Here is a 23,587-nt window from a genome sequence, read left to right as displayed (position 1 = left end):
GATGCGATGCTTGCAAGTTCAGAGCTTGATAAAATTAAGCACAGTGCAGGTAAGTTACCGCTATTTGTCCGTCATGTTGCGCCACATGGACTACATTGTGAGGTTATCGTGTATTTTCCGCCTGAAGCAAAAAGCGTGGCTAAACACTATTTAGCCACGCCATGTTTAATGCCAGATGAAAGTGCTTTAACGCCTCTTTAAATTTTGATTTACCAACTAAAATGATTTTTTTACTGCAATACCTAAGCGCTTTGCGAGCCTGACTAAATTAGCTCTATCTACATGCAAAGTGCGGGCGGTGGCGGCCCAATTAAAATCATGCTGCTCTAGTTGCTGGCTAATTAAATGATGAGTAAACGTGTCGGTGGCCTGCTTGAGTGATAAGTTACGACTATTGACTGGGTAAGTTAGCACTGGAGCAGAAGTTGTATGGTGCTTTGCTGAATCATGATTAGATGAAGCAGTTAGATTTAAATCACAATGCGCAGGGGTGATCGTGATAATAGCCTGCTGCCATTGCGCTTGTTTAGCTTTGAGAGCTGCACGGCTTATGACATGTTCAAGTTCACGCACATTTCCTGGCCAGTCATATTGAGTGAGCAAGAGTTGTGTTTCGACACTGAGTTTGAGTTGTTTTATTGCTAGTTTGCGAGCGGTTTGCTCAACAAAATAACCGGCTAATAGAATTACATCATTTTCACGCTCACTCAGTGGTGCAACAATGAGTGGATATACGCTGAGGCGATGATAGAGATCGGCTCTAAAACGACCTTCGGCTACTTCATTCTTTAAATTGCGATTTGTCGCAGCAATAACTCGCACATCCACGTATTTCACTTCATCTTCACCAACCGTTTGAATTTCACCACTTTGTAATACGCGCAATAACTTGCTTTGCATGGTAAGAGGCAGTTCGCCAATTTCGTCTAAAAATAAGGTGCCGCCATCAGCGAGTTGAAATTTACCTTGGCGGGCACTTTCTGCTCCAGTAAATGCGCCCTTAGCATGACCAAAAAACTCACTTTCGGCGAGGTTCTCGGGTAGTGACGCACAATTGAGGTGAATTAGCGGCTTTTCACTACGTTTAGAATGAAGGTGAATGTTGCGTGCCACCAACTCTTTGCCGACTCCGGTATCACCTTGGATCAGCACGCTAAATTCAGACGCTGCAACCAGTTTTATATCATTTTTAAGGGTTTGCATTGCAGGGCTTTGACCAATGATTTCCACTCCATCGCGGGTCAGCGCTTCACGGTTTAGCTCTTGCACTAAGGCACTGCTATGTTGTGCATGACTTTGATATTGCTGCAATTGCAGTGTGGTGTGTAAATGCGCAGCACAAAGCGTGCTCAATTGAGTTAAGTGCTCAAGGCTTAAATTATCAAACGCACTCGCGTTGAGGCTATCAAGGGTCAGCACTCCGAGTAAATTTTCATTGTTATCAAATAATGGCATTCCCAAACAAGCGTGTACGGGGATATCCCCAGCTTTAGCACTGAGTAAACCATCATACGGATCTGGCATTGGGCAGTCGTGGGCAAATTGTAAAGGGTGTTTAGCATTACAAATAGCCTGTAGGCGCGGATGCTCTTTAATAACAAAGCGACGGCCTAAGGTATCAGGTGTTAGGCCATCAATTGCGTGTGGTTTTAATACATCCCCTTGTAGGGTCAGTAAGGCAATTGCATCACTTGGGATCAGCTGTTGAATGCAATCAATAAGCTGCTGAAAAGGTTCAACTTGAGTATTCACTTTAGCAAGCGTAATGGCAGCATTTAATAAGCGTTGATTATTTATCATGTCAAAATGACTCAAGTGTGTTTATTTGATTTGTTTAAGAGTGAGTCATAATGACTTTTTTGTCAAGCTGGAATAGTGTAACCGAATGAAAAATATATAATTTAAATGTTGGCTTGGTCTGTGCAATAGCATTGTTATACATGAATACATAAGTGAGCTTGTTATGTTAATGCCAGCATCTAATAACTATTACGAGGTATCTGTTGCCACAGATTTCTACTCTAAACTGTTAAGTGGCGCAAATATAGCGCTCGCTGTCAGTGCCTTAGTGATGATAGCCACGGTTTTATTGAGCTATCCGCTTGCTGAGCTACTGAGTATGCAATTACAAATTGTCGCGCATATAGCAACGATTATTGCCGCCACAATTTTAAAAATAAGTTATGTACTGCGCTGCATAGCACTTAATGGATTAGGAAAGGAGGTACGTTAATGCGACCAATCAATTTAACCGAGCCCATGCCAGAAAAAGTACGGGTGTACCAAGTGAGCCAATGGCCGTTATGGATGTTGGCATTTCGACCCTATTTTTTAGGTGCTGGCTTATTGGCTGTGTTGTCGATTGGCTATTGGTTACTTATTTTAACGGGTCATGCTCGTTGGCGCCTAACTATACCAGCCACGCTCTGGCATGCTCACGAAATGATGTTTGGTTTTGCAGGTGCTGTTGCGGTGGGGTTTTTGTTAACCGCAGCACAAACCTGGACCGGGGTTGCGAGTATCAGCGGGAGTAAATTGATGCTACTAACCCTAGTGTGGCTGGCAGCCCGAGCTGCGTTTTTTATTACCGGTACTGGTATTGAAAACGTTAATTTGTATGCGGTGTTATTACTGCAATTACTGTGGTGGTCAGCAGCAATTACGGCGCTGGCTAACATGTTGCTTAAAGCAAATAACAAAAATAACTATCAATTTTTGCCGATTTTAAGCGCCTTGTGTGCGTTAAATATTATCTACTTATGGTTGGCTATTGAGCAGAACATGCTGTTGGCACTTGCTGTTGTTGATACCGCCGTGTTGGTTATGACGTTGCTGGTAGGTGTGGTTGCGGGGCGAGTGCTGCCCTTTTTTACCGCTCGCGGTTTGGGCTTAGCTGAGCAAGTGCGTACTGGGCGTTTAGATAAAGTGCTGCTTTACAGCTCGTTATTTGCTGTTGCGCTTTATTTTATCAGCCAGTTATTTATACCGAGTGTTAATCCCGGTTGGGCATTGGCCGCTGTTGCTGTATTGCATTTAAGTCGCTCATTGTTGTGGTGGAATAATAAAATGCTCAAAGTGCCGTTACTCTGGTCGTTGCACTTTTCGTACCTAGCGCTTGGGGTTGGTTTGGTGTTGGTTGCACTGAGTTTTTATAGCCCTGTGATCTTATTTAAAGATGCATTACACATGATCACCATAGGTACGATTGGCATGATGATTGTAGCCATGATGACTCGCGTATCGCATGGTCATACTGGGCGTCCTTTAACTATTCCACACTTTATGGCTGTGGCGTTTGCTTTAGTGCTTGTTGCAGCGATTGTTCGTTCGTTATTACCCTTTGTTATTGGGCCACATATAGCGTGGCAGCTTAGCGCTGTGTTGTGGCTGGTGGCATTTTTATTGTTCTTGATCCATTGTATTCCTATCTTAACGCGGCGTCGTGTTGATGGGCGTCGTGGTTAATTGATGTTAGGAAGTCGTATGTTATCTGATAAAACCATTGCAATAGTTAAAAGCACCGTGCCTTTATTGGCAGAGGCGGGCACGGTCGTTACTGAGCATTTTTATAATCGCATGTTTAGCCATAATCCTGAGCTGCAAGATATTTTTAATATGGCGAATCAACGCAGTGGCCGTCAGCAATTTGCATTGTTTAATGCATTGGCAGCGTATGCGCAAAATATTGATAATCTGGCCGTGTTAAAAGAAGCACTAGCACGTATTAATCATAAGCATGCCAGTATGCATATATTGCCTGAGCATTATCCGATTGTTGGCGGGCATTTAATTGGCACGTTAAAAGAATTGATCCCAGCGCAATTTACACCTGAAGTTGAATATGCGTGGCGTGAAGCGTATGCATTACTGGCTGATATTTGTATCACCGAGGAAGCCGCACTATACGCGCATAGTAAAAATAATCACGGTGGCTGGTCAGGCACACGTCAGTTTATCATTGCGAAGAAACAAGCAGAATCAGAGTTAGTAACCAGTTTTACGTTAGTACCGGTTGATGGTAAAGCGGTAATAACCCATAAGCCAGGGCAGTATTTAGGCATTAAAGTGAAGCCCACTGATGCGCAGTATAGTGAGATACGTCAATACTCTATTTCTCAGCAAAGTAATGGTGAAAATTACCGCATTAGCGTGAAAAAAGAGTTAGTGCCAGCTGCGGGGATTGTATCGAATTACTTGCATTCACTTGATGAGGGCAGTGTGGTGGAGCTTTATCCACCGGCTGGTGACTTCTTTTTGCGGGCAAATAATAAACCTGTGGTACTAATTTCTGCGGGCGTTGGTCAAACACCGATGCTGGCAATGCTACAAACGTTATTAAGTGATACAACGAATCAAACGGTTACTTATTTACATGCGTGTGAAAATACCCAGCAACATTCATTTAGTCAATTTCTTGTGGAGCAAGCCGCGGCGCATACTCGGTTAAATCACTACACTTGGTTTAATCAAGGTGGCGAGGAGGCAGAATTTACTGGGTTGATGAATGTCAGCGCTGTTGCTAAGCAGCTACCGCTAGGAGAAGGGGATTTCTATATCTGTGGCCCAACGGGGTTTATGGCGGCAATTAAACAGCAGTTACTCGCGCTTGATGTTGATGCTGCACGTATCCATTACGAAGTGTTTGGCCCACATCAAGATATTTGATTAATCAAAACTTCAAGGCGCTAATAGCGCCTTTCTCTTAGAGTGCTTTATTGCTTTGTTGTGCTGCTAAAGCTTGATTTTGCCAAGCATTAAACAACTTTTGCTGTTTGTCGGATATTTTTAAACCATAGGTTTTTTGCATATAAAAGTAGGCATCTGCGATGCGCTTTCGTGCATAAAATGGTGGCTCTACTACTCTTTGTTTAAAGTCGACTTTTACTTGGCAGCGACCATATTGATTGGCATCCCCGGTGATCATGCCAAAGCGATAATTAGAGCGGTCGGCGTTTATCTCGCCAATTGCCGGTGCGAGGTTATTTATATCTGCTTCCATTTTACGAAATTGAGCACTGGTTTTAATACAATTTTTTCGGCCGCCATCTTGCCAACATTGTAGCTGGTGACCAAATTCCCACGCTGGAACAATGTGCTCCCATTCAATACGAGTAGCACGTGCATTTGGTTTACCTGAGCGAGTGACTGCGTTGCGAGGCACATAGCCACATGCAGTTGGATCGGGTACTAGTTTTTTGCCTTGGCGTTTTATATCACAACCACAGTAAAGGCTAGTGGCGTTTTCTGGTAAGGTTTTTATAAGGTGTTTTTTGGCACTTGCAAAGCGAGTAAATTGTTCAGCGTAGAGGTTAAAACTAAGGCAAGCCAAAACTAGCGCAAGCAGAAAATGCGACATATCCAATCACTTTAGTGAACTACAGGAAGCACTATTTTAGAGTGATCATTCAAATAGGTAAATCAGGTGAACGGAGTATGTTGATTAAAATACAATGATAAATAGCGCGAGGAAAATTGAAATACCTCGCGCTTATGTTTAACGAGTGCGGCGGCGCAAGCGGATATTTTGCAATAATAAAATAATACCAGTTATACAAAATAATACACTGGTGGCTGAAAAGCTGATCAGTAGAGGGTTGTTAAAGTCTTCACGCTCATCATAATCCATAATATGCAGCATCCAGAAAAAATCAAAGATTCGCCAAATTGTGCTGCGAACGGTAATAACTTTGCCACTATCTGCGTGTAAATATAATGTGGTACTGAAACTGTCGTCAAAAGTGACTTGCCAAATATTCTTTTTATAACCTACTTCTCTTGGGCCGGTTGATAGCTTAACTGCTTGGCTGGCTTGCGCATCTATTAGTAGATGCGCTTTCGCATTGGCGATAATTTGTGATTGTGTTGGAGCAATAAAAGGGCGCCCAGTAAGTCCATTAAAGCTGTAATCACCACTTTGGCCATGCACTGTAATGATTGGTGTTGTTAAAAAGTGCTCATAAGTTATTTGCTGTGGTCGAAGTACTTGGGACACAATGTTATCTAGCGATGCAGGGTAATCAGCTTGAGTAAATGGGTTATCTAATTGACGTGCAGCTAAGTGCTTTCCGTGTACTTTCTCAAGAGGGATGGCGCTCATCACTAAACCACCAAGCAACCATGCAAAAATTTGTAATGCCAATAAGTAACCTAACCATTTGTGGAGTTTGCGCGCATGTTTAAAAATGCGTTTATTCATTACTTCAGCCTGTTTGTTATTATTAGTGCGCTATTGTATAAATTATAGTGAGTTTGCCAATGTGGCAAATTGTCGCAGATAATAAAATCCACTGTTGATTTGGTATAAATGTAAAATTGGGTTAAAGTTTGCGTTGTTATTAACGCAGGGTAAAAATGAAACAATGTCGGAAATTCAATTTTTAAATGTAGATCTAGAGCTGGAATCAAAGCAAGATATTAGTTTGCTAGTTGCTGACTTAAAAAAGAGTGCTGTGGTTTTGCATTATGATAAAGATGAGTACCGTCAACTTGCACGTATTGAGTCTAAAGAAGATGTTACCTCGCCAGATAAAGCAATTAACCACCTGTGTGAGTTGATTGAGTCGTGCTCGCGTAATGCATTAAAACAGTGGTTATCATGCTCAAGACGCACCTTTGATATTGGCTTTGAATCAGGCACTTCGCCAAAATGTTTTAATCAAGCGCTCAGTGCCGATACATTATTGCGTATCTCTGCGATTGGTGCAGGAATTGAAATTACGATTTATCCGCTGGCAAGCTAGCCTTTACGCTCTACAACTGCTGCGGTCATTCTTGATACGCAGCATAATTCGCCACGACTATTGGTGATTTTTACTTCCCATACCGATGTTCGTTTGCCTAAATGCAGCGGTTTTGCAATTGCCGTTAATGTGCCATTACGCGATGCTTTTAAGTGATTAGCGTTGATCTCTTGGCCAACACAATAAAACTTCGTAAAATCAACTACAAAGTTTGCAGCGTAGCTAGCTACGGTTTCTGCAAGCACCACATTTGCTCCGCCATGTACCATGCCCATAGGATTGTGATGAGCTGGAATTGCAGGCATTGTAGCGGCTAAATAATCATCGCCAATTTCACTAATTTCAATCCCCATAGTTTTCATTAACGTGCCTTGGCCATTAATGCCTTCATCTAATGCTTTGCACTGCGCTAGGGTGATCGGTTGATACCAAATACTCATAAATCTGCCTCATTAAATTAGTGAGTTTTCAGTCTACACTTTTAAACATTTTTCTACAGTTAAGATCATAAAAATAGTTAAAATGTACCTTTATTGTGTATTTGTTAATAGGTTTAAAGCATGAAGTTAGGAGGACTTGAACTCGGTGCATTATTGTGTGTAAATGTGCTTACTCAGGCGCCAGCTATAGCTGCTACACAGCATCAGCTTGATTTGGGTGTTACCGACCTCGCCGGTTTTGATGAGTCATTTTTAGGAGCGCGTTATCGTTATTTTGCTGAAGATCTAGAGCCTCTAACTGGGCCATATGATCTTAAAGCCGACTTAAATAGAGTCAATAACTATGCTTTTGGTGGGTTTTCGAACGGTGATTTTAGTTATTTAAATACAGATGCAGCAGTGTATGGCCCCGAGGGGTTAGTTATGCAGGGCAGTCTGCAAAGAACCTCCGATGATAACAAGGATTGGCAAGATACAGCTTACTTAGTCAGTGCTGCACTTGGCAAGCAGATGAATGAGCAGCTACAACTTGGTTTTAACGCTTATTACAGTCGTGTTGAAAGCAATTGGCGGCAAGAGGTTAAGAATGTTGCAGTAGAGTGGACATATGCGCCCTATGTACGCTGGACAGATATCAATAAAAATCAAGGTTGGGATTTAGAATTAAAACAATTAGCAGGGCGTTATAAATATGTACGAGGTAAAGCTGTTTACTATGTTAATCAGGCTTGGTCAGTGGGGTTAATTGCTAATATACGCAATGAAAAGCATCTTAGTGACAACTATGAGTTACAAACACACTATTGGTTTAATCAGCATATAGCATTAAAGTTTGGCCTTGGCTCGGCGTTAGATTCTGAGAGTGATTTAAATAGCGTAAGCTTATTATTAACGGCGCGTTTATAGTCAATTTATATTTGCGATTTTCAGATAACTGTATATACTCACAGTTAAATGTACTGTATGGAAAACCAGTTGTATGCGCCCATTAACGAATCGCCAAGCTCAAATTCTTGAACTTATTAAAGTATTTATTAAAGATACCGGTATGCCGCCAACCCGTGCTGAGATTGCGCAAACGTTAGGCTTTAAAAGCGCCAATGCAGCTGAAGAGCATCTAAAAGCACTGGCTAAAAAAGGTGTTATAAAAATGAAGCCCGGCGCTAGCCGTGGTATTCAATTAGTTGAGGAAGATGAGCCTGAGCAGCTAGGTTTGCCGCTGATTGGCCGCGTCGCTGCTGGTGAGCCAATTTTGGCAGAGCAGCATGTTGAGAGTCACTGCCAAGTTGACCCATTATTATTTAAACCTGCTGCCGACTTTTTATTACGAGTGCAAGGCATGAGTATGAAAGACATTGGTATTATGGATGGTGATTTACTGGCAGTACATAGCACTCAAGTTGCTGAAAATGGCCAAGTGGTCGTTGCTCGTGTTGATGATGATGTAACAGTGAAGCGCCTTGAAAAAGCAGGTAAAAAAGTTTTCTTACATGCTGAAAATGATGAATTTGCACCAATTGAAGTGGATTTGGAGCATGAATCTTTCAATATTGAAGGGCTGGCAGTTGGCGTGATCCGTAACGCTGACTGGATGTAAACCTATTGCGCACCAAATTGGTGAAGTTTGGTGCTTTGAATTTTTTTACTTCTTTAGTGGTTAAATTTAATACTTAGCTACGCTTCCCAAGCCCTTGCCAGCTCTACTTTAGGTTACTTTTTGGCTACTGCTACATCCCCTCCATTAGAAAATAACGCGCTGATTTTTAGTTGTTATTTATGCACCAAAAGAGAAATTTATTGCCCCTAAAACTTGCTAATTGTTCGTTTTTTAACTAATTGGTTAATACACTGTGTTAACAACTGTCTTTAAAAGTTGCGAGTTTCTGTAGTAAAAGCACTTTCTGAAGCAGGTTTGATCACCAGTTACAATAAAAAAATAACGAATTGGCGTGAAATAAAGTAGTGCCGCCTTTTCGCTTTGCGTCTTGCAATAGCATCAAAAGGAGCCGTCACATGGGTAAACTGAGCGCTACCTTGTGGCTTATATTACTTATGCTTCCGCAGCAATTGTTGGCGAATAGCCAATTTAATATGCGCGAAGGTGTAACCGATATAAGTAATAATGTTTATCAACTACACATGACTATATTTATAATTTGTTGTGTGATTGGGGTGATTGTATTTGCCGTTATGTTTTGGGCGTTAATACATCATCGTAAATCAAAAGGGGCTATTCCAGCCCAATTCCATGAAAGTACTAAAGTTGAAATACTTTGGACTGCTATTCCATTTGTTATTCTCATCGCGATGGCTGTGCCTGCGACTAAAACGTTGATTGCGATGGAGGATGCAAGTAAAGCTGATTTAACGATTAAAATTACAGGGTCACAATGGAAATGGCATTATGAGTACATGGGCGAAGGTGTTGCTTTTTACTCTATCCTATCAACTCCACAAGAACAAATAACCAATCAAGCGGATAAAACTAACACCTACCTTCTAGAGGTAGACAAACCTTTAGTCTTGCCAATCAATAAAAAAATACGCTTTTTGATGACCTCCGATGATGTGATCCACTCGTGGTGGGTCCCTGATTTTGCGGTTAAAAAAGATGCCAACCCGGGTTTTATCAATGAAACGTGGACGAAAATAAATGAACAGGGCATTTATCGCGGGCAATGCGCTGAGTTGTGCGGCAAAGACCATGGTTTTATGCCCGTGGTGGTGGAAGCTAAATCTGAGCAAGAATTTGCGACATGGCTGGCTGATGCTAAACAAGCTAAGCAAAAAGCAGCTGCTGCGGATGCGGCATTACTCGATCAAACATTACCTAAAGAAGAGTTAATGACGTTGGGTGAACAAGTTTACATGGCCAGTTGTGCAGCATGCCATCAACCAACAGGTATGGGGCTGCCAGGAGTGTTTCCTGCGCTGAAAGGCAATCCGGTGGTGCTTGGTGATATTAAAGATCATATTGATGTCGTACTACATGGCCGCCCAGGTACTGCGATGCAAGCATTTGCTAAGCAATTATCAATTAAACAATTAGCGGCGGTTATTACTTACAAACGTAATGCGTGGGGTAATGATACCGGCGATGTTATTCAACCGAGTCAGATCCAAGCTGAGCTTGATGCAACATCGGAGGCTAAATAATGAGTAGCGTAACACAGCAACATGATAATACAGCTGCAGATCATGATGATGGCCATCATCACCCTGCTAAAGGGTTTAAGCGCTGGCTATTTACTACCAATCACAAAGATATTGGTAGCTTATATTTAATTTTCTCGCTCACCATGTTTTTAATTGGTGGCGCAATGGCAATGGTGATCCGAGCTGAATTATTTCAGCCAGGGTTGCAGTTAGTCGAACCACATTTTTTTAATCAGATGACCACAGTACATGGTTTGATTATGGTGTTTGGTGCGGTTATGCCAGCCTTTACAGGGCTTGCAAACTGGATGGTGCCACTGATGATTGGCGCACCAGATATGGCCTTGCCGCGCATGAATAACTGGAGTTTTTGGATCCTCCCATTCGCGTTTTTAATTCTATTGGCGTCATTGTTTATGCCTGGTGGCGGACCTGCATTTGGTTGGACATTTTATGCACCGCTTTCAACCACCTACAGTAATGATAACACTGCGTTATTTGTGTTTGCTGTGCATATTATGGGGATCAGCTCAATTATGGGCGCAATAAATGTCATAGTGACCATAGTGAATATGCGTGCTCCAGGCATGACATGGATGAAACTTCCGTTGTTTGTCTGGACTTGGCTAATCACCGCATTTTTATTAATTGCAGTAATGCCAGTATTGGCAGGTGCGGTGACTATGGTACTCACTGATAAGTATTTTGCTACGAGCTTTTTTGATGCAGCGGGCGGTGGCGACCCTGTGATGTTTCAACACATCTTCTGGTTCTTTGGTCATCCTGAAGTCTACATCATGATTTTACCCGCCTTTGGCATTATATCGACCATAGTGCCTACCTTTTCACGCAAGAAGCTATTTGGCTATGCTTCTATGGTTTATGCCACCTCCTCGATTGCTTTACTGAGCTTTATTGTATGGGCGCATCATATGTTTACCACAGGGATGCCCGTCGCCGCTGAATTGTTTTTTATGTATGCAACTATGCTGATATCAGTGCCAACGGGGGTAAAAGTATTTAATTGGGTAGCCACTATGTGGCGCGGCTCAATTAGTTTTGAAGTGCCGATGTTATTCAGTATTGCATTTATCGTGTTGTTTACCTTAGGGGGCTTTTCAGGCTTGATGTTAGCGATTACCCCGGCTGATTTTCAGTATCACGATACTTACTTTGTGGTAGCACATTTTCACTATGTATTAGTCACAGGCGCGGTATTTTCAATCATGGCAGGGGCTTATTACTGGCTACCGAAATGGACGGGCAATATGTTTAATATCACTTTGGCGAAGTGGCATTTTTGGCTGTCGTTAGTGAGTGTGAATGTATTGTTTTTCCCGATGCATTTTGTGGGACTTGCCGGTATGCCACGTCGTATTCCTGACTATGCGCTGCAATTTGCTGATTTTAACGCAATTATAAGTCTTGGTGGCTTTGCCTTTGGTTTATCGCAATTACTGTTTGTAGTGGTGGTATTTAAGTGCGCCAGAGGTGGCAATAAAGTGCCTGCGAAAGTCTGGGATGGCGCTGAAGGATTAGAGTGGGAAGTAGATTCACCCGCGCCATATCATACCTTCGAAACACCACCGGAGATCAAGTAATGAGCCATGCACCACTGCTTAAGCGTTTAGTGCTGATATGCCTAGGTATGTTTGCTTTTGCCTTTGCGTTGGTGCCGTTATACGACGTTTTTTGTGATGTAACCGGGCTCAATGGTAAACCATCGCTAGAACAAGCGAAGCAAAGCACCAGTATTAATGAAGCACGCGAGGTGGATGTGAGCTTTACCACTCATGCACAAAGTGGGGCACCGTTTACGGTGCAATCAGCTGAATACAGTGTTGCAGTAAAGCCTGGGGCAATGCGCGAAGTAGTGTTTAAAGCAAAAAACCTCAGTAATGAAGATAAAGTTATGCAGGCGGTACCTTCAGTATCGCCAGGAAAAGCAGCCAAGTATTTACACAAAATGGCCTGCTTTTGTTTTGATCAACAGCCATTGAAAGCCGGTGAAGAGGTTGAGTTTAAGTTACTTTTTTACGTTGATACAGAGTTACCAGATGATGTAGAAGAGCTCACCTTATCTTATACCGTGTTTGATATTAGTAGTCAGTTAGTGGCTAGTAATTAGGAGCAAACGAGATGAATCAAAATTACGATAAATATTATGTGCCAGCACAAAGCCCGTGGCCTATTGTCGGCGCTGTGGCGATGTTTTTAATTGCTGTAGGCGCGGCACTGACGGTTATGCAGGCAAGCTCTGAAGCTGGCAATGGCCATTATATTCTTTACGCTGGTATAGCCATTTTGTTCTACATGCTGTTTAGTTGGTTTAAGAATGTGATTGAAGAATCACATCAAGGGTTATATTCAGCACAAATGGACCGCTCATTTCGCCAAGGAATGAGCTGGTTTATTTTCTCTGAAGTAATGTTTTTTATGGCCTTTTTTGGTGCCTTGTTTTATGCGCGAATGATCTCCGTTCCTTGGTTAGGTGGTGCGGGTAACAACGCCATGACTAATGAGGTTTTATGGCCAACATTTGAAGCAGTGTGGCCGTTGGTAACAACGCCTGCTGGGGGAACCACCCAAGCGATGGGCTGGCAGGGCTTACCATTAATAAATACATTAATCTTACTTTCCTCTTCGGTGACACTACACTTTGCGCATGTGGCAATGGAAAACAATAAACGTGGGCCATTAAAAGCTTTTTTAGGGCTCACTATTTTGCTAGGCGTTGTATTTTTAGGTTTGCAAGTCGCTGAGTATATTCACGCTTATAAAGACTTAGGGCTAACTTTAGATGCTGGAGTTTATGGCAATACGTTCTTCTTATTAACCGGCTTTCACGGCATGCACGTGACCCTCGGTACCATTATTTTGCTAGTGGTATTGTTTAGAATTTTAAAAGGTCATTTTAGCCCAGATAAGCATTTTGCATTTCAAGCTGCAGCTTGGTACTGGCATTTTGTTGATGTGGTTTGGTTATGTTTATTTGTGTTTGTATATGTGTTGTAGGGTTGGCATTGGGGTAGATGTAACCGAGTTTAAGTGCAGCAATTACAACGATAAGTACTAGGACGGAAAATAACACGCGGCGGCCTAAATAGTATGACATTGGCCGCCCATTATTTCGACCTGAGACCATAATAAATAATGCTCTAAATAAGTTAAAAAGTATAAACAATAACAACAGTACGATAATAATTTTAATAATCACTGGGTTCACCTTTATGCAGCTAATTTTATGGCGTAAACAAAAGCTTAGCTCAATTTTCATCGTTTGCGTGGTGATCGTTGTGGTAATGGTGTGTTTGCGATTAAGTTATTGGCAAGTTCAACGAGCACAAGCCAAAACACAGCAACTTACTCATATTGCCAGTGTGCAAGCTCAAGGGCTGATGCAATGGTCACAAGTGCAGGCATTGCCTAATGATTGGAATAAAACCGGCGTGCAGGCGACTTTAACTGGCAGGATAAACGGTGATGGTTATTGGTTATTAGATAATCAAGTGTATCAAGGGCAAGTTGGCTATGATGTGCTAATGCTATTTAAGCCTACTACTAGCAAGGTGCCTCTATTAATTAATTTTGGTTGGGTTAAAGCGCCGGTGTCACGAGAACAGTTACCGTCTATAACGCTACCGAGTAAACCTATCACAATCAATGTTCAACTCAAGCAGGGGAAGCTTAGTGGTTTCACCTTAGATAACGCAGCAATAAAACCTGAGGATGGCCGTTGGCCAAAGCGGGTACAAACCATTGATTTACAATTATTCACTCAACAAGCAGAACAAGCAATGGCTGATTTTATTGGTTATCGGCAAGGTTTAGGTGATGAGTTAGGTATACCGCATTATCAAGCTGTAGTAATGAGCCCGCAAAAGCATTATGGCTATGCTGTGCAATGGCTATTAATTGCTTTGGCATGTGTGGTGGTCACTGTTTTTGCGAGTAAAAGAAGGAATTAACATGAAAAATAAACCTATGGTTATTTTTATTGGTTGCTGTTTAGTGCCTTTAGTTCTGGCTTATTTAGCATTAAAGCTAGACTGGATGCCTTCGACATCGACGAATAATGGTGAGTTTTTAACTACTGAAGTAAAAATTAAAGATTGGAAAAACTCAGAGCATAAGCAATGGACGATTGCTTTAAACCATCCAAAGCACTGCCAGCAGGCATGCGCTGAGCAGTTGCAAGCACTAGATAACCTATATATTGCGCTAGGTAAAAACCAAGGCAAGGTTGATATGGTTATTTTAGGCGCCACGCAGCAAGCCTCCTCTACTTGGCCGCAACTAGCCGGTATTGAGGAACTGACACCAGCCAGCTTATATTTAATCGATCATATGGGCTTAGTGGTTTTGCAATACCCGTATCGTGAAGAACCACAACAGAACCGTTTAACGCAAAAAGGCTTGCTCCAAGATTTAAAAAAATTACTTAACTATTCGCGTTCTAGCTGATCAAGGGAGTGTTAACTATGTATAAAAATTATAAGCACTTAGTGTTAGCCACTTTTCTGTTATCAATTTTAGTTGTTGGCTTAGGTGCCTATACGCGCCTTAGTGATGCGGGATTAGGATGTCCTGACTGGCCTGGTTGTTATGGTTTTTTAACTGTGCCAAAACATGAGGCTGATTTAGCTCATGTTGAGCAAACTTACCCAGATATGATGTTTGAAAAGGCAAAAGCATGGAAAGAAATGATCCATCGCTACTTCGCCGGTACTCTTGGGTTGCTTATTTTGGCGTTGTTTATTGTTGCTCTTATAAAGCGTCAGCATCCAGTAATGCCAGTTAAGTTGCCATTTTTATTACTTGTCTTGGTTGTTTTTCAAGCCGTACTTGGCATGTGGACAGTCACTATGAATTTGCAGCCATTAATCGTAATGGGCCACTTGTTAGGTGGATTTAGTATTTTGTCATTAATTACATTGCTGTATCTGCGGCTAACAGCGAAACCAATTACTGGGGGGGGATGCAGTTGCACGACGCTACTTTACACTTAGCTTGGTGGGCTTAGTGGTGCTGATAATGCAAATTGCACTGGGAGGATGGCTCGCTGCTAATTACGCAGCTCCACATTGCAATGGGTTGCCGCTGTGTAGTTACGGACAACCGTTTTCACTGAGCAGTGTGTTTCAACTGCCGTTAGAGCACAGCACGTATGAATATGGTGTGCTATCGCAGCAAGCTAGAATGTCGATTCATTTATTACATCGAATTTGGGCGTTAGTTACTTGTGTCGTGTTAGCGCTGATCATGTGGCGTATTTATAGCCGTGCAATATCAAAAAAATTAAACAGTGCTGCGTTGCAGTATTGGTCGCATTGTTGTGCCAAATTTGTTTGGGCTTGGCGGTTGTGCATTGGCATTTTCCGTTAGCAGTAGCACTGGCGCATAACCTAATGGCTGCCATACTATTATTAACGGTAGTTCGTTTATGTTTTTACTTAAAAGCACGTACTTAGGGGTAGTTATGACACAATTAATAGCAATAACAAAGTTAGCACCCGGCCAAATTAGCGGCTTAATAAATGATTATTTAGCGATTAGTAAATTTAAAGTGGTTGCTATGCTGGTGCTTACTGCATGGGTTGGCTTAGCGCTAGCGCCAGATGTTGGCCGCGGTATTGGCGTACAGTTTATTAGTTTATTGGGGATCGGTTTTTTATCTGCTGCAGCGGCGGTGATCAATCATGTGGTCGATAGTGAAATAGATAGCAAAATGGCGCGAACTCGTCATAGGCCAGTGGCGAAAGGGCGATTATCTAAGTTTCATGCATTAAGCTTTGCAGCAGTGATTGGTGTTAGTGGCTTTGTAATGCTGGTGGTTTGGGCTAATACACTTACAGCAATATTGACCTTATTTGCGCTCGTGGGTTACGCGTTTATTTATACGTCATTTTTAAAGCGTGCAACACCACAAAATATTGTTATTGGTGGGCTTGCTGGGGCGATGCCGCCATTACTCGGGTGGGTATCTGAAACCGGCCAAATGGCTGCTGCGCCATGGTTACTAGTGATGATCATATTTACTTGGACCCCTCCTCACTTTTGGGCATTGGCTATCGCGCGTAAAAGCGATTATGAGCGCGCTAAAATCCCTATGCTACCCGTTACTCATGGAATAGACTTTTGTAAAACCTGTGTAGTTGCTTATTCAGTATTACTTACTTTAGTGTGCGTGTTGCCTTACTTGATTGGCATGTCGGGGGTTATTTATTTGGTAGCGGCGACTTTGCTCAATAGCATATTTACTTACAAGGCAGTAAAACTTAAATTGGCAGGAAATGACGATACCGCTATGGATTTATTTCGTTTTTCGATTGTGCATTTAATGTTACTCTTTGTCGCCTTATTTATTGATAAATGGTTTGTTATATGAATAGCTTAGCAGTTAGGTGTGGGCGTGGTATCTGGGGAGCATTAAGTTTATTGTTGTTGGCAGCTTGTAGTGATAATTCTATGCCAGAGGTTGAAGCTTTGGTGTATGAGCAAGCCAAGCCTTTGAGTGACTTTACCCTGCAAGATCAAAATGCTCAGCCAGTGAATAAACAAACTTTACAAGGGCAGTGGAATTTAGTTTTTTTAGGTTATACCAGTTGCCCTGATATCTGCCCGTTGACATTAGCAAAATTGAAAAGCGTTTATAACGCCTTGCATGATGAGTACCCATTGCAAATTTGGTTTTTAGCCGTTGACCCAAAACGTGACACAACTGCCAAACGCAAAGCTTATATTGATTACTTTAACCCTGATTTTTTAGCCGTTTCTGGAGAGCATAAAGACTTATTTCCATTGGTAAGAGAGTTGGGTCTCATTTACGCAATTAGCGATAGCGATGAGCCAGAATATGCGGTTGATCACAGTGCTTCAATCGCGATGGTTGATCCGCAAGGCGCTGTTAGGGCGATATTTAAACCTGAGTTTAAGCAAGGCAGTGTGCCATTAATTAATGCGAAATTATTAATAACAGAATTTAAATTGATTGCTGAACATTATAAATAAATGGGTTATTAGTATGTTTTCGATGATTATAACGGGGCGTTAGCCCCTTTTTTGTGCATTTTATTTCCTCCTAGATAAATAAACTTACTCTTTTTTTAACGCATTTATGGCATTTTCACTAACTCAGTCTAAGCTTTTGTTATGAATTGGTTAAACATGGAAAGTGCTAAAAAATGTTGAAGCTTCCCGCAGAATTAGCAATCACCCAAGTTGAAAATTTACACCAAGATTTATTACAAGAATTGCACAGCAATGATGATGTGTGTCTGGATATTAGCGAAGTTGTGCGCGCAGATACTGCCTCAGTTCAACTGTTATGTGCTTTGCAAAAACACTTGCTATGTGTTCATCATAAAATTATTTGGATTGGGCAAAGTGAGCCTTTAAAAAATGCTATTAACCGCTTAGGCCTAAGCGAATATTTAATACTTGAGAGTGCAGACTAAGGGGTACATATGAAAAAAATTTTAGCCGTGGATGACTCTGCATCAATGCGCCAAATGGTTGGGTTTACGCTTAAGAAAGCAGGCTTTGATGTAACAGAGGCAAAGGATGGCAGTGAAGCATTAAATATAGCCAAACAGCAAGGCTTCGATGCTGTTATATCGGACGTCAATATGCCGGTAATGGATGGCATTACTTTGATCCGAGAATTACGAACTTTGCCCAACTATAAATTTACTCCGTTGTTGATGTTAACCACTGAATCAGGCATGGATAAAAAAGTTGAAGGCAAAGCAGCAGGGGCTACAGGCTGGATAGTTAAACCCTTTAATCCTGAACAATTATTAGCGGTTTTAAAAAAAGTTATTCGCTAATCTAGGGGACGGGTATGAGTATAGATTTAAGTCAATTTTTTGAAGTTTTCTTTGAAGAAAGCCTTGAAGGTTTAGATGCCATGGAAGCTGAGCTATTAAATTTAGTACCTGGCGAAGAAGACTTAGAAACAATCAATACTATTTTTCGTGCCGCACATTCAATTAAAGGGGGAAGCGGTACATTTGGTTTTAACTCTGTATCCGATTTTACCCATGTACTAGAAACCCTGTTAGATCAAATCCGTGAGGGAAAACGAGCGCTTACGGCTGAGCATGTTAATTTATTACTGAAATCTGTGGATTGCTTACGCGCTTTGCTTAGTGCCCTACAGGCAGAGCAAGCGCCTAATTTGGAAGAGGCGAATGAGCTTAGAAGTAAATTTGAGCAAATCTTAGGAGTGACCCCGGCTGGTACCGAGCAAATTGTAACCAAAAGTAAGCCTGCTGAACCTGAACTAAATACTTATCAAATTGATTTTAAACCTCACCATCATTTATTTAAAACCGGTAATGAACCACTATATATGATCAGTGAGCTTGCAGAGCTGGGTGATTTACAGACCCATGCTTTTCATAATGAGATACCTGATATTATTGATTTAAGTGCCGATGATTGCTTCCTATCTTGGCGGTTCTTTTTAAATACGGCAAAAGATGAAAGTGCAATTAGAGAAATTTTTGAATGGGTTGAGGATGATGCTGATATTAATATCACGCTCTGTGGTGGTTTGTTTGCACAGGAAGAACCGCCCCCCGCTGCGCAGGAATCGATAGCAGAAAAGCTTGCATCAACGCCAGCAGTCGCGGAGGTTATTGCGGTTAATCCGAGCCCCAAAGCAGCGGTAGCTAAAGTAACGACTCCAGCTGCAGCAGAATCAACCTCAATCAGAGTGGGCATCGATAAAGTTGATTCATTAATCAATATGGTAGGGGAGTTGGTTATTACGCAAGCTATGTTAAGTCAGATTGGAGAGCAGGAGGTCACCGAAGCGAGTATCGCTGCCTTGCAAGAAGGCTTAGCGCAATTAGCGCATAACACCCGAGATTTACAAGAGAGCGTTATGCGAATTCGTATGCTCCCGATCAGTTTTGTATTTAGCCGTTTTCCTCGTTTAGTAAGAGATATTTCGCAAAAGTTAAATAAACAAGTCGAGCTTAAACTACTTGGAGAGCAGACCGAGCTTGATAAGACCGTAATGGAGAAAATATCAGACCCTATGGTGCACTTAGTGCGTAACTCTTTAGATCATGGTTTAGAGACTGTTGAGCAGCGCATAGCAGCTGGTAAAGATCCTGTTGGCAAGGTAACCCTGAATGCGTTTCATCAAGGGGGTAATATTGTTATAGAAATCATGGATGACGGACAAGGTCTGAATACGGCAAAAATAAAACAAAAAGCCGTTGCTAATGGATTAGTTTCCGACACGGATGAGTTGGATGATGATGAAATTAATGAATTGATATTTATGCCAGGTTTTTCAACCGCGGATGAAGTGAGTGACATCTCTGGGCGCGGTGTGGGAATGGATGTAGTCCGGCGTAATATTCAATCCCTCAATGGCTCTGTAGAAGTGTCATCTGCCGCAGGTGTTGGTTCTACATTTACGATTAGGCTGCCGCTAACGTTGGCTATTTTAGATGGTCAGCTAGTTCGAGTCGCGAAGCATACCTATATTATCCCCCTCATTTCCATTGTTGAATCACTGCAAATTGATATCAGCAAAGTGAGTCGAGTAGGTAAGGATTTAGATGTTCTTAGGCTACGAGATGAATATATCCCGATCTTACGCTTATACACTATTTTTAATCATCAAGGGGCAATAGAAACGCTTGATAAAACCTTACTCGTGGTGGTTGAAAGCGACAATCAAAAAGTAGGCTTATTAGTGGATGATTTATTGTCACAGCAGCAAGTGGTGATCAAAAGCTTAGAAGCAAATTACCAAAAAGTGGATGGTGTGTCGGGTGCGACTATTTTAGGTGACGGGCGCGTTTCATTGATTGTTGATATCAGTGGCTTAATTAAATTGTCGGGGCTAAGAAAGCCTGGAAGCCAAGATTTAATAATTGAATCGAAAGCAAGTTTGGAGGCGTCATGATCTCTGCGCAAAGCAAAGTAGATAACAAAATAGTGCTGGAACAAGCGCAAGGCGTTAAGCAGTTTTTAACTTTTATTATGGCTGATGAAGAATATGGCGTTGATATTTTAACGGTTCAAGAAATTCGTAGTTGGGAAGAGATCACTGAAATCCCCAATGCTCCTGATTATCTCAAAGGAGTCATTAATCTACGAGGCACCATAGTGCCTATTTTAGATTTGAGATTACGCTTTGGCTTAGCGGCAATAGATTATGGCCCGCTGACCGTAGTGATAGTAGTGAAAGTGCATTTTGCGCAAAACAGTAAAATTATGGGCGTGGTCGTTGATGCTGTGTCGGATGTTTACAGTATCGCAGAGCAAGATGCGAAAACAGTGCCCAGTTTAACAGATTCAGAAAATGCTGAATTCGTAGCAGGATTGGTTAACGTTGGTGAAAAAATGGTGGCGTTACTTGATCTGAAAAAAACAATGGATATTTAGTGTCTTCACTAAATAAGCAAATGTAAATAAACAAAAAGGTGAAGGGCATGGGGTGGTTTAGCAATTCTAAAAATTCAAGATCTGACAATGATTTGGTTGTTGAGGCGTTAAATAAGTCACTCGCAGTCATTGAGTTTGAGCCAAGTGGCGTTATTTTAACGGCGAATGATAATTTCTTAACTGTTATGGGCTATCGACTTGAAGAAGTTCAAGGGCAGCACCATGCAATTTTTGTTGCTGAGAATGAAGCTAAAAGCACGGAGTATCAAGCATTTTGGCAGCGTTTACGCGCGGGTGAGTTTATTTCAGATGAATTTAAGCGGATTGCTAAAGATGGCCGTAATGTGTGGATACAAGCAACCTATAACCCTGTGCTAGACAGTACTGGCGCAGTCACTAAAGTGGTTAAATTTGCCAGCGATATTACCGCACAAAAAAATAAAGCCCATGAAACGGCAGGGCAGATTGAAGCTATTGATAAGTCACAAGCGGTGATTGAATTTGAACTTGATGGGACGATTATTTCGGCTAACGCAAACTTCTTACAGACCTTAGGTTATCAAAGTGATGAAATTGTCGGTAAGCATCATAGTATGTTTGTTGAAACAGCCTACTCAAAAAGTGATGAGTATCAACAGTTTTGGAAAAAGCTTAGTCGTGGCGAGTTTGACTCTGGTGAATATTTACGCATCGCAAAGGATGGCTCAGTAATCTGGATCCAGGCTTCCTACAACCCAATTTTTGACTTAACTGGCAAGCCTTATAAAGTTGTTAAATACGCTACTGATATAACTGCGCAAAAACAAGCAGAAGTAAAATCATTGCATGACGCACAACTTTCCCAAGCTCTACAAGTATGCCAAGCCAATGTGATGATAGCTGATAATAATTTAGAAATTGTTTACGTTAACGATCAAGTGCAGCGTATGTTACAAGCACGCGAAGAGACTCTTAAAACTGTACTACCAAGTTTTTCGGTCGCAAATCTAGTGGGCACTTGTGTTGATGATTTTCATAAAAAACCAGAACATCAAAGGCAGCTACTGGCTGAGTTACAGCAGCCACACAAAGCACAATTACGCTTAGCAGGGCTTATTTTTAGTTTGATTGCGACTCCTTGGGTTGGCACCGATGGCGAACGGCTTGGCACTATTGTTGAGTGGCAAGACATTACTGATGAGGTAAATCGGGCTGAAAAAGAAAAGCTCGAAGCAGAAGAAAATTTGCGAGTGCGCCGTGCTCTCGATCGCGTTGCTACCAATACCATGATTGCTGATGCTAGTAACGACATTATATATATGAATGAAGCCGTCTTAAAAATGATGCAAGTGGCAGAGTCCGATTTACGTAAAGATTTACCGCATTTTGATAGTAGTCAGCTAATGGGGCAAAATATCGATGTGTTCCATAAAAATCCAGCCCATCAACGGAATATGTTAGCTAAGTTAGAAACGACCTATAAAACAGAAATTCTAGTAGGTGGCAGAACATTTGGCTTGATTGCCAACCCTATTTTTACGCCTGAGAACACACGTATTGGCACGGTTGTGGAGTGGACGGATCGCACTGCAGAAGTCGCCATAGAACAAGAAATGGCAGGTTTAGTAAGTGCCGCAGGTAAGGGGGAGTTACAAGTAAGAGTTGAAGAAGCCAATAAAAATGGTTTCTTCCTACGCTTAGCGCAAGGACTAAATAGTTTAGTTTCTATCGTTGATGCTGCCGTATCAGATACTGCAACTATGTTAGATGCGTTAGCTAATGGTGATTTAACGATTCGTATCGAAAAAGATTATCAAGGTTCGTTTAATAAATTAAAGCAAGACGCCAATACAACAGCAGATAAATTGACTGAAGTAATAAACCGCATAAACACCTCCGCTACGCTAGTTGCCAGTGGAGCAGAAGAAATATCGCAAGGTAATGCTGATTTAAGTCAGCGCACTGAAGAGCAAGCTTCATCATTAGAAGAAACCGCAGCAAGCATGGAGCAAATGACCAGCACGGTTAGACAAAATGCCGACAATGCAAAAGTTGCCAATCAGCTGGCTGAAGAAACACAAAGTAAAGCGCAACAAGGAGGGGAGGTTGTTAACCGTGCGGTAACTAGTATGTCAGCCATTAATGAGTCGAGTAAGAAAATCGCAGATATTATTAGTGTGATTGATGAAATTGCTTTTCAAACTAATTTATTAGCGCTGAATGCAGCAGTTGAAGCGGCGAGAGCTGGAGAGCAAGGCCGTGGCTTTGCTGTGGTCGCAGGTGAAGTGCGTAATTTAGCCCAGCGTTCAGCGGGAGCGGCAAAAGAAATTAAAGAACTGATCCGCGATAGTGTTGGTAAAGTTGAAGACGGTACTTTGTTAGTGAACGAATCAGGCGCCACTTTGAAAGAAATTGTGGTTGCAGTACAAAAAGTAACGGAAATGATTTCAGATATTGCACAGGCGTCTGAAGAGCAAAGCTCGGGTATTGAGCAGGTAAATAAAGCGATATCACAAATGGACGAAATGACGCAACAAAATGCAGCGCTGGTCGAAGAAGCTTCAGCTGCAGGCGAGTCGATGTCTGAGCAAGCAAATGATATGCGTCGCTTGCTTAATTTTTTCACTATAAGTGAGCAACACGAGTCAACTGTGGCGTCAGTGAAACCAGTGACTGCACCAGCTCGCAGTACTAATATTCGTAGTACTAATATTCGCAGTAAGGTACGAGGCGATAATTTTGCCGATTCAACAGATGAGTGGGAGGAGTTTTAAGTTTCTGTAAACTAAATGCCCGAAAACAATAACGTAAGTAAAGGCGTTACGCTGTATCACGGCTTTACTTACCATTGTTGTAACGTTT

25 protein-coding genes and 1 pseudogene are annotated in these 23,587 nt (G+C 41.8%); 21 read left to right on the top strand and 5 right to left on the bottom strand.

The window, feature by feature from the left end; genetic code table 11:
• Positions 1-6: 6 nt before the first annotated feature.
• On the top strand, positions 7-201 hold the full coding sequence (locus KAN5_RS13475; RefSeq protein ID WP_244389907.1) for a hypothetical protein: 195 nt from the start codon (positions 7-9) through the stop codon (positions 199-201).
• Between the two features lie 15 nt (positions 202-216).
• Here KAN5_RS13475 and norR read toward each other — a convergent pair whose 3' ends face one another.
• Positions 217-1,800: a nitric oxide reductase transcriptional regulator NorR gene (norR, locus tag KAN5_RS13470; RefSeq protein ID WP_244389906.1), complete on the bottom strand. Its 1,584-nt coding sequence runs from the start codon at positions 1,798-1,800 to the stop codon at positions 217-219.
• 163 nt (positions 1,801-1,963) lie between these two features.
• On the opposite strand from norR, the gene KAN5_RS13465 reads away from it, so the two are divergent.
• The 3 genes from KAN5_RS13465 to hmpA are packed head-to-tail and all read left to right on the top strand — an operon-like array spanning position 1,964 to position 4,665.
• A complete protein-coding gene (locus KAN5_RS13465) occupies positions 1,964-2,233 on the top strand; it encodes a hypothetical protein (protein WP_212748234.1) in 270 nt (89 codons plus the stop codon).
• Positions 2,233-3,465 carry an NnrS family protein gene (locus tag KAN5_RS13460; RefSeq protein ID WP_244389905.1) on the top strand — a complete coding sequence of 411 codons (1,233 nt, stop codon included), beginning with the start codon at positions 2,233-2,235 and terminating at the stop codon, positions 3,463-3,465. Before KAN5_RS13465 ends, KAN5_RS13460 begins: the two co-directional genes overlap by 1 nt.
• An 18-nt stretch (positions 3,466-3,483) precedes the next feature.
• Entirely contained in the window at positions 3,484-4,665 is a 1,182-nt protein-coding gene (hmpA, locus tag KAN5_RS13455) for an NO-inducible flavohemoprotein (RefSeq protein ID WP_016709003.1), read from the top strand.
• A 37-nt stretch (positions 4,666-4,702) separates the two neighbouring features.
• Here hmpA and KAN5_RS13450 read toward each other — a convergent pair whose 3' ends face one another.
• Complete coding sequence (locus tag KAN5_RS13450; protein WP_244389904.1) at positions 4,703-5,356, bottom strand: endonuclease; 654 nt, start codon at positions 5,354-5,356, stop codon at positions 4,703-4,705.
• Between the two features lie 138 nt (positions 5,357-5,494).
• Positions 5,495-6,196, bottom strand: coding sequence for a hypothetical protein (locus tag KAN5_RS13445; RefSeq protein ID WP_244389903.1), 702 nt, complete (start codon positions 6,194-6,196; stop codon positions 5,495-5,497).
• A 163-nt stretch (positions 6,197-6,359) separates the two neighbouring features.
• On the opposite strand from KAN5_RS13445, the gene KAN5_RS13440 reads away from it, so the two are divergent.
• The gene (locus KAN5_RS13440; protein WP_029216163.1) at positions 6,360-6,740 is read left to right on the top strand and encodes a hypothetical protein; all 381 of its coding nucleotides are present in this window, start codon (positions 6,360-6,362) and stop codon (positions 6,738-6,740) included.
• Here the strand turns inward: KAN5_RS13440 and KAN5_RS13435 are convergent.
• Positions 6,737-7,180, bottom strand: a complete 444-nt coding sequence (locus KAN5_RS13435; RefSeq protein ID WP_016709007.1) for a PaaI family thioesterase — start codon at positions 7,178-7,180, stop codon at positions 6,737-6,739. The genes KAN5_RS13440 and KAN5_RS13435 overlap by 4 nt on opposite strands.
• A gap of 120 nt (positions 7,181-7,300) precedes the next feature.
• On the opposite strand from KAN5_RS13435, the gene KAN5_RS13430 reads away from it, so the two are divergent.
• The 6 genes from KAN5_RS13430 (at position 7,301) to KAN5_RS13405 (ending at position 13,351) form a co-directional block, all read left to right on the top strand.
• Positions 7,301-8,086 (top strand): hypothetical protein, encoded by a 786-nt coding sequence (locus KAN5_RS13430; RefSeq protein WP_244389902.1) that lies wholly within the window; start codon positions 7,301-7,303, stop codon positions 8,084-8,086.
• A gap of 73 nt (positions 8,087-8,159) precedes the next feature.
• Positions 8,160-8,777, top strand: a complete 618-nt coding sequence (gene lexA / locus KAN5_RS13425; RefSeq protein WP_016709009.1) for a transcriptional repressor LexA — start codon at positions 8,160-8,162, stop codon at positions 8,775-8,777.
• Between the two features lie 416 nt (positions 8,778-9,193).
• Complete coding sequence (coxB, locus tag KAN5_RS13420; RefSeq protein WP_016709011.1) at positions 9,194-10,336, top strand: cytochrome c oxidase subunit II; 1,143 nt, start codon at positions 9,194-9,196, stop codon at positions 10,334-10,336.
• Positions 10,336-11,937, top strand: coding sequence for a cytochrome c oxidase subunit I (gene ctaD, locus KAN5_RS13415; RefSeq protein ID WP_016709012.1), 1,602 nt, complete (start codon positions 10,336-10,338; stop codon positions 11,935-11,937). Before coxB ends, ctaD begins: the two co-directional genes overlap by 1 nt.
• Positions 11,937-12,464 (top strand): cytochrome c oxidase assembly protein, encoded by a 528-nt coding sequence (locus KAN5_RS13410; RefSeq protein WP_016709013.1) that lies wholly within the window; start codon positions 11,937-11,939, stop codon positions 12,462-12,464. Before ctaD ends, KAN5_RS13410 begins: the two co-directional genes overlap by 1 nt.
• Before the next feature lie 11 nt (positions 12,465-12,475).
• A complete protein-coding gene (locus tag KAN5_RS13405) occupies positions 12,476-13,351 on the top strand; it encodes a cytochrome c oxidase subunit 3 (protein WP_016709014.1) in 876 nt (291 codons plus the stop codon).
• Here the strand turns inward: KAN5_RS13405 and KAN5_RS17565 are convergent.
• Positions 13,251-13,613, bottom strand: coding sequence for a DUF2909 domain-containing protein (locus KAN5_RS17565; RefSeq protein WP_308700769.1), 363 nt, complete (start codon positions 13,611-13,613; stop codon positions 13,251-13,253). The two genes, KAN5_RS13405 and KAN5_RS17565, sit on opposite strands and share 101 nt — an antisense overlap.
• Between KAN5_RS17565 and KAN5_RS13395 the strand changes: the two genes are divergently transcribed.
• From KAN5_RS13395 to KAN5_RS13350, 10 genes and pseudogenes are all read left to right on the top strand, one after another.
• Positions 13,567-14,304 (top strand): SURF1 family protein, encoded by a 738-nt coding sequence (locus tag KAN5_RS13395; protein WP_016709015.1) that lies wholly within the window; start codon positions 13,567-13,569, stop codon positions 14,302-14,304. The genes KAN5_RS17565 and KAN5_RS13395 overlap by 47 nt on opposite strands.
• A 1-nt stretch (position 14,305) precedes the next feature.
• Complete coding sequence (locus KAN5_RS13390; RefSeq protein WP_016709016.1) at positions 14,306-14,800, top strand: hypothetical protein; 495 nt, start codon at positions 14,306-14,308, stop codon at positions 14,798-14,800.
• A 17-nt stretch (positions 14,801-14,817) separates the two neighbouring features.
• Positions 14,818-15,807: pseudogene (locus KAN5_RS13385) on the top strand (COX15/CtaA family protein).
• Between the two features lie 8 nt (positions 15,808-15,815).
• On the top strand, positions 15,816-16,724 hold the full coding sequence (cyoE, locus tag KAN5_RS13380; RefSeq protein WP_036981111.1) for a heme o synthase: 909 nt from the start codon (positions 15,816-15,818) through the stop codon (positions 16,722-16,724).
• Entirely contained in the window at positions 16,721-17,347 is a 627-nt protein-coding gene (locus tag KAN5_RS13375; RefSeq protein ID WP_244389901.1) for an SCO family protein, read from the top strand. The genes cyoE and KAN5_RS13375 overlap by 4 nt, the downstream gene beginning before the upstream one ends.
• Positions 17,348-17,520: 173 nt before the next feature.
• A complete protein-coding gene (locus KAN5_RS13370) occupies positions 17,521-17,793 on the top strand; it encodes an STAS domain-containing protein (protein WP_016709020.1) in 273 nt (90 codons plus the stop codon).
• Positions 17,794-17,802: 9 nt separating this feature from the next.
• On the top strand, positions 17,803-18,165 hold the full coding sequence (locus KAN5_RS13365) for a response regulator (RefSeq protein WP_016709021.1): 363 nt from the start codon (positions 17,803-17,805) through the stop codon (positions 18,163-18,165).
• Between the two features lie 14 nt (positions 18,166-18,179).
• On the top strand, positions 18,180-20,264 hold the full coding sequence (locus KAN5_RS13360; RefSeq protein WP_016709022.1) for a chemotaxis protein CheA: 2,085 nt from the start codon (positions 18,180-18,182) through the stop codon (positions 20,262-20,264).
• Positions 20,261-20,746 (top strand): chemotaxis protein CheW, encoded by a 486-nt coding sequence (locus KAN5_RS13355; protein WP_016709023.1) that lies wholly within the window; start codon positions 20,261-20,263, stop codon positions 20,744-20,746. Before KAN5_RS13360 ends, KAN5_RS13355 begins: the two co-directional genes overlap by 4 nt.
• Positions 20,747-20,793: 47 nt before the next feature.
• Positions 20,794-23,499 carry a methyl-accepting chemotaxis protein gene (locus tag KAN5_RS13350; RefSeq protein WP_138554589.1) on the top strand — a complete coding sequence of 902 codons (2,706 nt, stop codon included), beginning with the start codon at positions 20,794-20,796 and terminating at the stop codon, positions 23,497-23,499.
• Positions 23,500-23,587: the final 88 nt, after the last annotated feature.

This window comes from Pseudoalteromonas sp. KAN5 (genome assembly GCF_022846535.1).
In the GTDB taxonomy this organism is placed as follows: Bacteria; Pseudomonadota; Gammaproteobacteria; order Enterobacterales; family Alteromonadaceae; genus Pseudoalteromonas; species Pseudoalteromonas haloplanktis.
Note: the sequence above shows the minus strand (reverse complement) of the source record. Positions and strands in the feature narration are given on the sequence as shown.